The 15,064-nt window shown below is 49.7% G+C and carries 9 protein-coding genes; all 9 read left to right on the top strand.

Annotated features, from left to right (window positions below):
* Positions 1-9 precede the first annotated feature (9 nt).
* Positions 10-1,422 (top strand): alpha-L-fucosidase, encoded by a 1,413-nt coding sequence (locus tag FE296_RS08140; protein ID WP_124118279.1) that lies wholly within the window; start codon positions 10-12, stop codon positions 1,420-1,422.
* Positions 1,423-1,736: 314 nt separating this feature from the next.
* On the top strand, positions 1,737-2,714 hold the full coding sequence (locus FE296_RS08145) for an ABC transporter permease (protein WP_074093076.1): 978 nt from the start codon (positions 1,737-1,739) through the stop codon (positions 2,712-2,714).
* A gap of 15 nt (positions 2,715-2,729) precedes the next feature.
* Positions 2,730-3,638, top strand: a complete 909-nt coding sequence (locus FE296_RS08150) for a carbohydrate ABC transporter permease (RefSeq protein ID WP_150364690.1) — start codon at positions 2,730-2,732, stop codon at positions 3,636-3,638.
* A gap of 129 nt (positions 3,639-3,767) precedes the next feature.
* Positions 3,768-5,405: a type 2 periplasmic-binding domain-containing protein gene (locus FE296_RS08155; RefSeq protein ID WP_150364691.1), complete on the top strand. Its 1,638-nt coding sequence runs from the start codon at positions 3,768-3,770 to the stop codon at positions 5,403-5,405.
* A 175-nt stretch (positions 5,406-5,580) separates the two neighbouring features.
* Positions 5,581-7,800, top strand: a complete 2,220-nt coding sequence (locus tag FE296_RS08160; protein WP_190945085.1) for a helix-turn-helix domain-containing protein — start codon at positions 5,581-5,583, stop codon at positions 7,798-7,800.
* A gap of 50 nt (positions 7,801-7,850) precedes the next feature.
* Positions 7,851-10,163, top strand: a complete 2,313-nt coding sequence (locus FE296_RS08165; protein ID WP_150364693.1) for a glycoside hydrolase family 3 N-terminal domain-containing protein — start codon at positions 7,851-7,853, stop codon at positions 10,161-10,163.
* The gene (locus FE296_RS08170; RefSeq protein WP_150364694.1) at positions 10,160-13,267 is read left to right on the top strand and encodes an alpha-mannosidase; all 3,108 of its coding nucleotides are present in this window, start codon (positions 10,160-10,162) and stop codon (positions 13,265-13,267) included. Before FE296_RS08165 ends, FE296_RS08170 begins: the two co-directional genes overlap by 4 nt.
* Before the next feature lie 17 nt (positions 13,268-13,284).
* Positions 13,285-14,160 carry a sugar phosphate isomerase/epimerase family protein gene (locus FE296_RS08175; protein WP_124118273.1) on the top strand — a complete coding sequence of 292 codons (876 nt, stop codon included), beginning with the start codon at positions 13,285-13,287 and terminating at the stop codon, positions 14,158-14,160.
* A 12-nt stretch (positions 14,161-14,172) separates the two neighbouring features.
* Positions 14,173-15,045 carry a sugar phosphate isomerase/epimerase family protein gene (locus FE296_RS08180; protein ID WP_150364695.1) on the top strand — a complete coding sequence of 291 codons (873 nt, stop codon included), beginning with the start codon at positions 14,173-14,175 and terminating at the stop codon, positions 15,043-15,045.
* Positions 15,046-15,064 lie beyond the last annotated feature (19 nt).

A 15,064-nucleotide genomic window follows, 5' to 3' on the forward strand; every position in this document is an offset into this window, starting at 1 on the left:
TGAAACAGGATGAGCGAAACCAAAGAAACCGTACTGGAGCAGGAAGAGCAGATTGTTGAAGCCGGGGTGCACAATTTTAGCAAAGAGGAAGAGTGGATCAAACCGGAGGACCCACTGCTGATTGAGCGGCTGGAGTGGTTCAAGGACCAGAAGCTGGGGCTGATGATGCACTGGGGGCCGTACTCTCAGCTTGGCCTCGTGGAGTCCTGGGCGCTGAGCGACGAGGATGGCGATTGGTCGCGTGATGATATCGACTGGACGGATGACATGGAAGACTTCAAACGGGAATATTTCGACCTCAACAAAACCTTCAATCCGATTCGTTTCCAGCCTGAGGAATGGGCACAGATGGCGGCAGATAACGGGTTCAAATACTTCCTGTTCACCACCAAGCACCATGACGGTTTCTGCATGTGGGATACCAAAACGACGGATTACCGGATCACGGGCAAGGACACGCCTTTTCATACCCATAAGTATGCGGACATCTGTCGAGTATTATTTGACGCTTTCCGGGCCAAAGGACTGGGTATCTCAGCGTATTTCTCCAAAGCGGACTGGCATACCCCTTATTACTGGGCACCGGGCATGGAGCGTGGACGTCATATGTGGCGTGGCCCTTCGTACGATCCCCATAAGTATCCGTGGCTGTGGGAGAAATTCGTGGAGTTCACACATGAGCAGATCATGGAGCTGCTGACGAATTACGGGCGGATCGAATGTCTATGGCTGGATGCCGGCTGGGTGCGCGAAGGTCGTCACGGTCAGGATATCAGGCTTGGAGAAGTCGTGGAACGGGCGCGTCAGACCACACAACCTTGGCTTCTGTCTGCAGATCGCACCGTTGGTGGGCCGTATGAGAATATCGTTACCCCTGAGCAGACCATACCGGAACATCCGATGAATATTCCATGGGAGAGCTGTATTACCGTGGGGAACTCCTTTGCCTTCGGATTCGATGATCAATATAAAACGGGAAGACAGCTGGCACATATTCTGCTTGAAGTCGTGTCCAAGGGCGGTAACCTGGCGCTGAATGTAGGACCACAACCCGATGGGCGTCTGCCAAAAGGGGCAATTCGAGGCATCAAGGGCCTCGGTGAATGGTTAGGTACTCATGGAGAAGGTGTCTATGGAACCCGGATCTGCGGGCCATATTTTACGAAAGATTGGGCTTTCACACAGAAAGAAGAGATCAACACCGTATATGCCTTCCGTTTGTACCGAAACGAGAATGAGACCGTACAACCACAATTAATCATTCCTTATCTGGAAAAGGTAGAGCGGATCGAACTCGTCGGTAGCGATGACGTACTTTCGTATCAGCAGACGGAAGACGGACTTCTCGTGGAACTGCCACAATCCGCTACAACCAATGAAGCGCCGATCACACATACGTTCAGGCTGGTTACAAGCGCATAGAATGCCATGTCAAATCCGGGGGAGATATAACCACCTCCGGGATTTTTTTATTCATACATAAGGGACACGATTCCCAATAGAAAAGGCTCGCAATTGCTTGTCACACAAGGGTTTGTGGAATAAAGAGAAGTCGGAGAAAATTGCAAATTGATAAAAGTTTACCGGGCGATGTACTATCAAATCAAGAAAGCGCTACCTGGTATGAATGTTTACATCATTTATGTTTAACAAGGAAACAAGAACAGAAAAAAGGATGTTTAAGGGATGTAAATGTAATGTATTATTACACTTGAGGTGTAGAAGGAGTGACGCAAATGAGTCGAGCTACGGAAAGCATACCCGCCAAGATGGAACTCCAGCAGAGGAAACATGTGGAGCCCAAGCGGCAGCATCCATTCATCAAAAGCCTCAAGAAACACTGGGAGCTCTACCTGCTCGTGCTGCCCCCGGTGTTGTATCTGTTGATCTTCAAGTACATCCCTATGGTGGGTGTCCAGATTGCCTTCAAGGACTTCAGTGTGGTCAAAGGAATCTGGGGAAGCCCGTGGGTTGGATTCAAACATTTTGAAGCCTTCTTCCAATCTCCAAACTTCTGGTTGTTAATCAAAAACACGATAGGCATCAGCTTCTATTCCTTAATTGCGGGTTTCCCTATTCCCATCCTGCTGGCGCTAGCGCTGAATGAGATTCGAACGGGTTACTTCAAGAAGACCGTACAGATGGTTACCTACGCTCCGCATTTTATCTCCACCGTTGTCATGGTATCCATTATCATTCTGATGCTCTCCCCGCATGTCGGTGTGGTAGACAAGCTGTTCACACTGCTCGGCTTCCCGATGACCAACTTCATGGGCATCCCGGAATACTTCAAATCGATCTATGTCTGGTCAGGTGTGTGGCAGGGCATGGGATATTCATCAATTATATATATCGCAGCTCTTGCTGGCGTTGATCCATCTCTCTATGAAGCAGCAAAGATGGATGGCGCATCAAGGCTTCGGAAAATATGGCACATCGACCTCCCATCGCTCGTTCCAGTCACTGTTATTATGTTGATTTTGAGTCTGGGCAGCATTATGGGCGTGGGCTTCGAGAAAATATACCTGATGCAGAATCCGCTCAATACAAGCGCTTCGGAGGTCATCTCCACGTATGTGTACAAGGTGGGTCTGATCGGAGCGAATTTCAGCTTCTCCTCGGCAGTAGGGTTCTTCAACTCCATTATCAACCTGATCCTGCTGGTTATCGTCAACGGCATATCGCGCAAAGTATCCCAGAACAGTTTGTGGTAAAGGAGGAGCTTATCCATGTTCAACCTGATTAATCGTAACCGGATCACGGACCCGCTTGGTGACCGCATTTTCATGGCACTTAACTACATCTTTCTGTTTGCCATACTGCTAACGGTGTTTTACCCGCTCTTGTATATCATCAGTTCTTCGTTCAGCTCTTCACGAGCCGTGACGTCCGGCCAGGTGTGGCTGTTCCCGGTAGACTTTAACATTAAGGCGTACATCTCCATTTTCAAAAGCCAACAGCTTATGCTCGGTTTCTATAACACGATCATCTATACCGTGGTGGGCACGTTCATTAACGTGGTGCTGACCGTCATGCTGGCGTATCCCTTGTCACGAAAATCGTTCTATGGACGAGGGGCCATCATTATTTTTATGATGATCACGATGTTCTTTGATGGTGGTCTGATCCCCACCTACCTCTTGATGAAGGATTTGCACCTGCTGGATACACGCTGGGCGATGTGGCTGCCCGGGGCGCTCGCAGTATTCCAGGTCATCGTGGCAAGGACTTTCTTCCAATCTTCCATCCCGGAAGAACTCGGGGAGGCCGCTGAAATGGACGGTTGCCGGGATATCCGGTATCTGATCAGCGTAGTTCTTCCCTTATCAAAGCCCATTCTGGCAGTCATGACACTCATGTATGCCGTAGGTCACTGGAATGCGTACTTTGATGCACTGATCTACCTGCGTTCCGAGAAATTGTTCCCTCTGCAATACGTGCTTCGCAATCTGCTCATCCTGAATGCGGCTGATCCGGCGATGCTCGCCAATACCAGCCAACAGATGCGGGACCAAGGGTTCGAGCAGGTGTTGAAATATGCACTGATCGTTGTGGCGAGTATTCCAATTCTGATCATGTATCCATTTGTACAGAAGCATTTTGTTAAAGGGGTCATGGTTGGTTCCCTGAAAGGTTAATCCTTGTGAGTTAAGCCCGGTTGCCTCTTGAAAGGAGGTGGAAGGAACACGCCGGCTTCCGGGATCGATTTTATACACGTGCAGTACAAGTCAATAATTTGCCGTTATGAACAAAAAGGAGGAGTCAGATTGAGAAAATCTTGGATTTCGATGTTGTTTCTGGTCTTTGCTTCGATGGCTTTGTTGTCCGCATGCAGTTCATCCGAGGAGTCGGGTGGAAGTAGCGACGGTAGCGGGGAGAGCGGCGGTCCTGTAACTATGACCCTCTTTGCTCCGCAAGGCAAAGCGTCCATGGAAGAGAATGAATTCACCCAATTTATCGAAGACAAGTTTGACGTTACCCTAAAATGGGATCTGGCCCCAACGGACGCCTTGCAGGATCGCAGACAATTGCTGCTGGCTAGTGGTGATTATCCCGAAGTGTTTCTTCACGGCAAGTTCACCACCTCAGACCTTCAAACCTATGGAAAACAGGGCGTGTTCCTTCCGCTACAAGATCTGATTAAGGAGTATGGTCCGAACCTGACCAAGATTATGGAAGAGAAGCCATACTTCAAAGAAGCCATCACGGCACCGGATGGCAACATCTATGCTTTGCCGATCTTCAATGAATGTTACCACTGCACGTATGCACAGAAATACTGGATCAACACAGAGTGGCTCGATAATCTGGGTCTGACAATGCCAACGACAACCGATGAACTGTATACCGTTCTGAAGGCGTTTAAGACACAAGATCCAAACGGTAACGGGAAAGCGGACGAGATTCCACTTACGGGCGCACCAAACAAGTATGTATGGAATGGCAACATTGATGCCTATCTGATGAATAGTTTTATATACAATGACAACGACAAATACCTGATCGTGAACGATGGCAAGGTGAGTTTTGCCGCCAATCAGGAAGGCTGGAAGAAAGGGCTGGAGTACATGAACAAGCTCTATGCAGATGGCCTGATTGATCCGGCTTCCTTCACGCAAAATGATCAGGCGATTGGACAGCTGGGTAACAAGGAAGGCGATGAAGTCGTAGGTTCCATTACAACGGCGCTGGTCAGTTATCTCGTGAATACCTATGACAAAGACATCACCCGTCACCAGCACTGGGAGATCGTGCCTCCATTGAAAGGACCAGATGGAGTGCAAACAACAGGCGCCACACAGAGCGTAGGTGAGTTTGAGTTTGCCATCACGAACAAAGCGACAGAAGCACAGCAGATTGCCGCCATCAAAATCGTAGACTACATGTTCAGTGAAGAAGGGGCACTGTACGCAGAGTATGGACCAACTGAAGGCAAGGGCTGGAAGAAGGCAGATGCCGATGAGAAAAACATCAATGGCGAGCCTGCCAAATACAGCTACTACAACCTGCCTGAGCGTGATCCGAACGTTGTTGTGAACGAGAGCTGGTCACAGATCGGAGCGCATGACTTGTCCAACACATTCCGTAATCTGTTTGCCGAAGGACAGAACCCTTTAGAAGCAGAGGGTTATGGTACACGTTTGGCTCAAGCAACCAATGTGTATGAACCTTATGCACCCAAAGAAGTATACCCTGCGAACGTATTTATTCGTCCAGAGGATACGGAATCAGCTGCACAACTGACTACGGCCATCAAGGATTATGTGCAGACGAATATGGCACAGTTCATTATTGGCAGCAAGAGCATTGATAAGGAATGGGATTCGTATGTCAAAGGCTTCGATGGTCTCGGACTGAGTAATTACCTTGAGATCTACCAGCGTGCCATTGAGAAGAATCAATAATTGAAGGATTGAATATAGAGGCTGTCCCGTCTGTCACCCGTGACCGGGATGGTCTTCTCCTATGACAACCCCACGTCATCCGATATAATGTACTGAATATTTATGGAAAATTAGCGATCAGCACAGATGTTTGTCGTCATTCAGCATGAACAGTAATGGTGGGGGGATCTCGGAGATGAACAACAATTGGTTTAGACGTTTGCTGTTATCGTATCTGCCTGTTTTTTTTATTGTGACGACCATTCTATTCTTTATTTTCTTTCAAGTATTCAATGAACAGAACCGTAGAGAAGCGCTCAAGGCCAATGAATTTCTGGCCTCTCAGGTCACGCAATATCTGGACAACTCCCTGCGTTCCATCGACTTCAAGGTATTGCGTGAGATTTTGACCAACCCTAACTTGAAGAATTATTTCTCGGTATCTGGCAGCGATGATGTGTATGCCGGCATTCAGGCCGTCCAGGTGGTTGATGAATTGAAAATAGAGTATCCGCTGATTGATTCTATTTATCTCGTTCGATACGGGGATGGCACGGTCTTCAGTAACGGGAAGGCTGTTCCGATTGAAGAGTTCCCGGATGCAGACTTTATTGCAGATAGCCGGTCAAGGGATGAACAGAAGTGGGCAGGATCACGAGCGTTCCGAGCTTTTCCTTCGCAAGCGACTGAGCAGGTGATTACGATTGTGCGAAGTGTAGGAAACGGCAAAGGACTTGTGGTGACAAACGTGGACCTGAGTACCCTGAGAAAATCCATTATGCAGATGTATGATCCGGAATTTACGTTTGTGAACATCTTCAACCGTTCGGGCGACAATCTGTGGGATAGCAGCATGCCAGGAGGGGTTGCAGCTTCTACTAAAACCACGTCGGGAGAAGTCTTCTCCGAATTTACGTCGAGTTATAGCGGTTGGAAAGTGCAGACAGGTCTCAATAATGGAAAAATCGTCAAATGGACTCTGCAATTTTATAATATCTGGTTTGCCTTTGCTGTAGTGGTTGTGTTGATCGGGGTAGTGTGGGTGATCTACGTGACTCGTAGAAATTACAAGCCGATTCAGCAGATTGTCACGTTAATTCAGACCGTCTCTTCACAGAAGCAATCCGGACTGAACTATGGCAAAGAGAATGAATTCCGATTCATCCATACCACGCTGGAACACATGATTGATCAGACGAGACAATATCAGGAGGAGCATGAAGAGAATCTGATTTTGCAGAAAAGGATGTTCTTTCAGGAGTTGCTGGAAGGCACACGAGACTTTACGAGCACGGATCTGACAGCAGAGATGAAGAAGTTCAAACTGCCTGAGCTGGAGCATCGTTGGGCCGTCATGGTGGTCGAGATGGATCAGTATGATGCATTTGTGACGGAGTATCATCATCAGGACCAATCCCTCCTGAAATTTGTGTTATCCAGTATTCTGCAGGAGAGTGCACGTCATGAAGGAACGGAAGTATGGGCTGAATGGATCTCCGATCAGCGTCTGTACGCCATCCTCTGGATTCCGGAAATGGAACAGGCCGAGGAGACTGAGCATCGATTACTCGCTGGTTATCTGGACAGAATCGATCAGTATCTGAACTTCACCGTCACCATTGGTGTTGGTCGGGTTGCTGTCGATATTCGGGGGGTGAGAGCTTCATTGAAAGAAGCTGTACACGCGCTGGAGTACAAGGCTGTACTGGGCATAAATCGCATCATTCCGTGTAGCGATGTGCCGAATTCGACCAATGATGTGTATGAGTTCCTGAAAACCATCTCACTGCTGGTACAGGCGATGCGTTTATCGGACGATGTCTGGGAAAAGCATTTTGAAAGACTCTTTGAACAAATCAGTGAGTCCGTTCTGTCCCGTCAGGAGATTATGAATACAATCCAATTGTTATTTCAACATTACAATCGGGAATTCGCCGAACTTCCACGGGAGTATCAGGATTCGTGGGCCGCTATATTCACCCCGCTTCTCCCAAGGCTTGAGGGCTGGGAGACGTTAGATGACCTGCGTGAACTGTGCTGGGAAGGGTTCAGAGAACTGGCGCTGCAGATGCAGACGCTGCATTGTTCCCGAAAACACAGATCGAATATTTTGGAGATTCGCAAATACATCGAAGAGCATTACAACAATCCTGATCTGTCACTGAACTACCTTAGTGATCTATTCGATATTAATCCGAAGTATCTGAGCAAGCTTTTCAAGGATGAGATTGGGGAGAAGTTTGTGGATCTGCTCATTAGTCATCGCATCGAAAAAGCCAAGCTACTCATGCAGGAGACCGATAAGGCTATTCAGGAGATCAGTGAGGAAGTGGGTTACACGAATTATAATTCCTTCAACCGGGCCTTCAAGAACGTGGTGGGTGTGGCACCAAGTGACTACCGCAAAGCTATGTGATGTAAGTACACGAGCCTAACTAATTCCGAAAGCATAAGGAGAATGTGCATATGGACTATAAAGATGCTTCGCTTCCCATTCAGGAGCGGGTTCAGAATCTGATCGGACGGATGACAACGGCAGAGAAGATTGGACAACTCATACAGCCGATGGGATGGAAGACGTATGATAAAGCAGCTGATGGTACAGTACAGGTGACGGAAGAGTTCAAAGCGGACATGGAACAGGGCGGTGTCGGTTCTCTGTATGGTGTGCTTCGGGCCGATCCATGGACTGAAGTGACATTTGAGACGGGGCTTACTCCACGGCAGGGAGCCGTTGCCACAAATGTCATTCAACAGTATGCCATGGAGCATTCCCGGCTGGGCATTCCCATTTTGTTCGGAGAAGAATGTTCCCACGGGCATATGGCGATCGGGGCAACTGTGTTTCCCGTACCGTTAACAGTAGGCAGTACATGGAACATGGAATTATACCGCAAGATGTGTGAAGCCATCGCTGTGGAGACCCGGAGCCAGGGAGGAGCAGCAACGTATTCCCCGGTGCTTGATGTGGTGCGTGACCCGAGATGGGGACGGACGGAGGAATGTTTTGCCGAAGATCCATACCTGATCGGTGAATTTGCTGTAGAAGCCATGAAGGGATTACAGGGTGACCGACTAGATTCCAACCAGACGATTGTGGCGACACTCAAGCATTTTGCGGCTTATGGCAGCTCGGAGGGTGGGCGTAATGCAGCACCTGTACATATGGGATTACGTGAATTGCATGAAATAGATCTGTTGCCGTTCAAAAAGGCAGTGGAAGCCGGGGCTTGTTCCGTGATGACCGCGTATAACGAGATTGATGGCGTGCCTTGCACGTCCAGTACGTATCTGCTGAATGACCTTCTGCGCGAGCAGTGGGGGTTTGACGGATTTGTCATTACTGATTTTGGTGCCATTCAGATGCTCGTCCATGGACATAACACCGCTGAGAACGGGGAGCAGGCCGTGGCACAGTCCCTTCAGGCAGGAGTAGACATGGAGATGTCCGGGTACATGTATCGCAAACATCTCGCTCAGGCGCTTGAGCAGGGATTGATCGAAGAGAAGGATCTGGACTTGGCTGTGTGGCGGGTGTTGGAGATGAAATTCAGACTCGGGTTATTTGAACAGCCTTTCGTAGATCCTGACTTTGCAGAGCAGATCATCGGATGTGAAGACCATACTCAGCTGGCGAGGGAAGTTGCACAAGAGGGGATTGTTTTACTGAAAAATGAGGGAAATACTCTTCCGCTTGCCAAAACAGGTACGAAGTTAGCTGTCATTGGTCCGAATGCGAACCATATCTATAACCAACTTGGGGACTATACCTCGCCACAGCCAAGAGAACAGATCGTCACCGTACTGGATGGCATTACGCGCAAGCTTGGCGCGGATTCGGGTCAGGTGCTGTACGCACCTGGCTGCCGGATTAAAGGCGATTCCAGAGAAGGTTTTGCGCAAGCGCTCGCCTGTGCGGAACAGGCGGATGTCATCGTGATGGTGATGGGTGGTTCCAGCGCCCGCGATTTTGGTGAAGGCACGATCGACTTGCGGACAGGAGCGTCTGTGGTAACCGATGACCCATGGAATGATATGGAGTGCGGCGAAGGCATTGACCGGGCTTCCCTGAATCTCATGGGTGTTCAATTGGAGCTGGTGCAGGAGATACATAAGCTCGGGAAACCCGTTATCGTGGTGTATATTAACGGCCGCCCCATTGCTGAACCTTGGATTGATGAGAATGTTCATGCCATTGTGGAAGCGTGGTACCCCGGGCAGGAAGGTGGTAACGCAATTGCAGATATTCTGTTTGGCGATGTGAATCCATCTGGCCGCCTTACCGTCTCCATTCCCAAGCATGTTGGGCAACTTCCGGTCTACTATCATGCCAAACGCACGCGTGGCAAGCGGTATCTGGAGATGGACCTTGCGCCGCAGTATCCGTTCGGCTATGGACTGAGCTACACCGAATTCAAATACGAGAATGTAAGAGTAATACCAGAAATCATCGGCCCGGACGATGAAGCACAGGTGATGGTTGAAGTCACGAATACCGGAGCGGTATCGGGAAGCGAGGTTGTGCAGTTGTACATCACGGATGTGTCGGCTTCGGTTACGCGGGCTGAAATGTCACTGAAAGGGTTCCGCAAAATTCATCTGGAGCCAGGACAGACCCAGACCGTTACATTCTCTGTGCAAAAAGAACACCTCGCACTGATCGACTCTCGTCTCCAGTCTGTCGTAGAACCGGGTGAATTCAGGCTCATGGTTGGCCGTAATTCGGCTGACTGGACAGCTTGCAGTCTGCACATTCAGAAGGTGGGGGTGGAGGTATGATTCGAATTCAGCGATTCATCGAGGATCTGAAACAGCGGCAATGGCTTGATAAGATCGAACTTCCAGCTTGGGAGATGCAGAGGGCCAGATACATTCGGCCAGGGGAATACGAGTACGAGCAGGCAGACAAGGCAATGCAAAGCTTGAATCCGCTGAACAGCGTACACGGAACAACGTATTTTCTGAGTAAATGTGTAGAGATTCCGGACAGTTGGCAGGATCAAGCCAGTGGGTTGATTTTTGAGGCCGGAGGAGAAGGGCTGCTGAAGGTGAATGGCTTGCCTTATCACGGACTGGATCGGAATCACGGATTCGTATCTCTTCCGAGAAGTCGAGTAGGGAATACGCCGCAGTTGGAGATTGAACTCTACGATCCGATCCCGGAGCCACATGATCCACTCAATCGACAAGCTGTTATTCAGCCGCCTATTCAGGGCATTCGTACAGCATTGGTTCATATCAATCAGCCATTGCAGAGCCTGATGTATAGCGTGACGGTACTCGCCGAGTCGCTCCGGGCATATAACGAGAAGGAGCCCAAACGGATGGCGCTTATTCAGGCCATTCACCAGGTGATGGATGAGATGTACAATAATCCGGACCGCTGGACTGATGCAGCATGGATACAGAATTTTGAACACGGACTGGTACAGTCAGTGCAGCAGGAAGACCCGGAGGAATATCGAAGTGGCTTCATGCATCTGGTTGGACAATCCCACATTGATATTGCCTGGCTGTGGCCTGTGCGAGAGACGGTTCGCAAGTCCAGTCGCACGTTCTCGACCATGTGTACCTTGATGGATACGTATCCGGACTTTGTGTATTCCCAGAGCCAGCCGCAGCTGTATGCCTTCGTGAAAGAGCATTACCCGGAGTTGTATGAGCGAGTTAAAGCACGCATTGCTGAAGGCCGCTGGGAGTTGGTCGGAGGCATGTGGGTGGAGCCGGATCTGAACATTCCGAGTGGCGAGTCGTTGGTCCGGCAGATTCTGTATGGACAGAACTTCTACCAGGCGGAGTTTGGCAGACGCTCCAACATTGAGTGGCTGCCCGATACTTTTGGCTACTGTGCTTCCTTGCCGCAGATGCTGAAGCTTGCGAATATTCCTTATTTTATGACCACCAAGCTGAATTGGAATGACACCAACGCGTTTCCTTATGACCTCTTCGACTGGGTAGGCATTGACGGTACTTCAGTGCTGGCCTATCTGAATCATGGGGTGAATGAGCATACGCGGCCCAAAGATGTGGATGAACATTGGCAATCATTTAAACAAAAGGATGTGCACCCTGAGCAGATGTTGCTCTACGGACATGGCGATGGTGGCGGCGGTGTGACGAATGAGATGGTGGAGTTTGCAGAGCGATCCCACTTGATGGTCGGGCAGCCAATCAGCAAATTCAGCACGGCAGGGGCTTTTTTTGAAGATATATCGTTAAATAACCCGACGTTGCCAAAGTGGCACGGGGACTTGTACCTGGAGCTGCATCGCGGAACCTATACGACCCATGCAAGGAACAAACGCAGCAACCGTAAGGCAGAGGTATTGAACCGGGAAGCGGAGATCTGGGGGCAATTTTCCGGAGCTTGCGCCGCACACACGAAGAATGATCTGGATGAAGGCTGGAAGCTGATCATGCTCAACCAATTCCATGACATTATTCCGGGAACGTCGATTCCTGAAGTTTACGTAACGTCCACTGAGGAGTACACGAAGGTATTTGCATTAGGTACATCCGCACTGCGGGAAACGCTGGATACCCTTGCGGAGAACATTGCAACCGATGAAGTTGATGGTCTTCCCTACATTATATTTAACAGCCTCGGTTGGGAACGTGGAGAAAATATCACCATTACAGGCGATGAACACCTCGCCGGCATGGCTGCATTCGATCGTCAAGGAAACCGTCTAGCCAGTGATCTCGAACAAAAGGGAGACAAGTATACGTTGCTTGTGCATGTTCCATCGATTCCTGCTTTTGGGTATACAACCATATGGCTGCGCGAGGCACCGGATGTTATCCTTCCAGTAAGGGAAGAAGAACCCTTCCCTTCCACATGGGAAACTGAATTTTACACGCTTGAGTTCAATGACTTGGGAGAGATCACCCGATGGTATGACAAAACGGTAGGACGCGACTGGCTGAAGCCTGGTGATCGGGCGAATGAGTGGCAGTTTTTCCATGACAAACCGACGTACTGGGATGCCTGGGATATCGATCCACGGTTTGAATCCCAGCGGGCAGGTGCGGTGCAGTTGATCTCCAGAGAGGTTGTACAGCGCGGAGCTACGCGAGATGTGTTGCGTTATGTGTGGAAGCTGAATCAATCGGAGATCAGCCAGGATATCATTTTGCATCACCACCAGCGGCGTGTTGATTTCCATACGAAAGTGAACTGGAATGAGAGCCATAAGCTACTCAAGGTGGCATTTCCGGTGGATCTGGTGGCAGCCAAAGCAGCCTATGAAATCCCGTTTGGAGCGTTGGAGCGTCCAACCCATAACAACACCAGTTGGGAGCACGCGCAGTTCGAGGTCTGCGGTCATCGCTGGGCGAATATCTCAGAGGGTAACAGTGGTGTGAGTTTGCTGAATGATTGCAAATACGGATACGACATCAAGGATCGGACGATCCGCCTGTCCCTGCTTCGTGCACCCAAATGGCCAGATGAACATGCCGATCAGGGCGACCATGAATTCACATATTCGTTCCTGCCACATCAGGGAGATTGGCGACAAGCTGCTGTCGTTCGCCGCGGGATGGAGCTTAATCATCCGGTGGAGGTTGTTGCAGTGAGTCCATCTTCGGGTCACTTGCCAGCTGAACACGCTTGGGTTCAGTTTCACAGTGAGCATGTCATTCTGGATGCAATCAAACCCGCGGAAGATGGCTCGGGAACGGTTCTGCGTTTCTACGAGTCATCAGGAGGTAGAGAAACGGTACAGGTCGAATGGGTTAAAAGAGAAATTAAGGCGTCTGTCATTAATCTGCTGGAGGATGAGATCCATCCGTTGGCTTGTCCGAACGGCACATTCGAACTGACATTCAAACCGTATGAAATTAAGTCAGTGAAACTTGTTCCAGTGAATCCAAATACGTAATCTTCAGGAGGTATGACATGAAATTAACGAATAAGATCGGTGTCATCGTGGATAGCTTTGGCGTAGGTGTGCGGGAAGGGTTAAACAAGGCGAAGGATGTAGGTGCAGAAGGTGTGCAGATATACGCCGTCAAGGGAGAGATGGACCCTGAAAATTTGTCACCTGCGGCGCGCAAGGAGCTGAAGAGTTACATCGATTCGCTCGGTCTCGAAATTTCAGCACTGGTTGGTGACCTTGGCGGACATGGTTTTCAGGTCAAGGAAGATAATCCGTGGAAAGTGGAGAAATCGAAGCGGATCGTGGATCTTGCCCTCGATCTGGGTACCAACATCGTCACAACACATATCGGAATTGTTCCGCATGACCCTTCATCGGAGGTTTATGCCACGCTGCATGCTTCTTGTGAGGAACTGGGCCAATACGCCAAAAGTGTTGGCGCATACTTTGCCATTGAGACAGGGCCGGAAACGGCTGCTGACTTGAAAGGATTCCTGGATACACTGTCGACCAACGGGGTATCGGTGAATTTTGACCCGGCAAATATGGTGATGGTGACTGGAGATGATCCGGCGCAGGGCGTTCGTCTGCTTAAGGATTACATCGTACATACCCATGTGAAGGATGGTGTGCGGTTGAAGGAAGTCGACCCACGAGACGTATACGGAGCGGTCGGTTATGCGCCTATGGATCACGAAAAAATTGCCGAGATGGTCTCGTCCGGAACGTTCTTTCGTGAGGTGCCACTGGGCGAAGGTGGTGTTGATTTTGACGGATACTTTGCAGCGCTTCAGGAGATTGGTTACACCGGTTATCTGACGATTGAACGCGAGGTTGGTCATCAGCCGGAGGAGGATATTCGCAAGGCGGTTCGATTCATTCAACAATATCGATAGGGAGCTGAGCAGATGAAAGTGGGCCTGAGTACGTATAGTTTGTTGAACGATTTGAATTCGGGTGAGATGACGGTGCTGGATGTGATCGACTGGATTGCGGCGAACGGCGGCGAGCATATGGAGATGGTTCCTTACGGTTATACCGTGGAGGATAATCACGATCTGGCGGATGCGATTCGGGAACGGGCAGCGTCTGCGGGTATTGAACTGTCCAACTATTCGATGCCAGCCAATTTCGTGCAGGAGACGGAAGAGGCGTTTGCAGAAGAGATGACCCGGGTCAAAAGGCATGTGGATGTCGTACACCGGATGGGTGTAAAACATATGCGTCACGACGTCACGGCGTTTACCCTGCCAAAGGAGAAGATGACCATCGCCTGGTTCGAGGAACATCTGCCTCTGATGGTACGGGGAAGCCAGATCATTGCGGACTATGCCGCACAGTTTGGCATCACCACAACTATTGAGAATCACGGCTTCAGTGTGCAGGCGAGTGATCGGGTGCAGCGTGTTCTGCATGCTGTAGATCGTCCGAACTTCAAAACAACACTCGATATTGGCAACTTCATGTGCGTGGATGAGAATCCGATCATCGGTGTCATGAAAAATCTGCCGTACGCTTCTCTGGTCCACTTCAAAGATTTCTACTTCCGTCCTTATGATGAGCATCCTGGTGAGGGTGAGTGGTTCACCACAGCCTACGGTAACTTCCTGCGAGGAGCGATCGTTGGACAAGGGGACATTCCGATTCGTAAAATTGTTAAGTTGATCAAAGACTCCGGCTATGATGGCAACATTACGGTGGAGTTCGAAGGTATGGAGGAATGCAAATCCGCATCCAAAATCGCCATGGACAACCTGCGACGCTTCTGGGAAGAGGCGTAACGAAGCATAAAGAGGGAAT

The organism is Paenibacillus sp. UASWS1643 (assembly GCF_008693195.1).
Taxonomy (GTDB): Bacteria; Bacillota; Bacilli; order Paenibacillales; family Paenibacillaceae; genus Paenibacillus; species Paenibacillus amylolyticus_B.

What these genes read in the sequence shown, in the direction of transcription:
- FE296_RS08140 (WP_124118279.1), top strand. Translation starts at nt 10, where the DNA reads ATGAGCGAAACCAAAGAAACCGTACTGGAGCAGGAAGAGCAGATTGTT.
- FE296_RS08145 (WP_074093076.1), top strand. Translation starts at nt 1,737, where the DNA reads ATGAGTCGAGCTACGGAAAGCATACCCGCCAAGATGGAACTCCAGCAG.
- FE296_RS08150 (WP_150364690.1), top strand. Translation starts at nt 2,730, where the DNA reads ATGTTCAACCTGATTAATCGTAACCGGATCACGGACCCGCTTGGTGAC.
- FE296_RS08160 (WP_190945085.1), top strand. Translation starts at nt 5,581, where the DNA reads ATGAACAACAATTGGTTTAGACGTTTGCTGTTATCGTATCTGCCTGTT.
- FE296_RS08165 (WP_150364693.1), top strand. Translation starts at nt 7,851, where the DNA reads ATGGACTATAAAGATGCTTCGCTTCCCATTCAGGAGCGGGTTCAGAAT.
- FE296_RS08170 (WP_150364694.1), top strand. Translation starts at nt 10,160, where the DNA reads ATGATTCGAATTCAGCGATTCATCGAGGATCTGAAACAGCGGCAATGG.
- FE296_RS08175 (WP_124118273.1), top strand. Translation starts at nt 13,285, where the DNA reads ATGAAATTAACGAATAAGATCGGTGTCATCGTGGATAGCTTTGGCGTA.
- FE296_RS08180 (WP_150364695.1), top strand. Translation starts at nt 14,173, where the DNA reads ATGAAAGTGGGCCTGAGTACGTATAGTTTGTTGAACGATTTGAATTCG.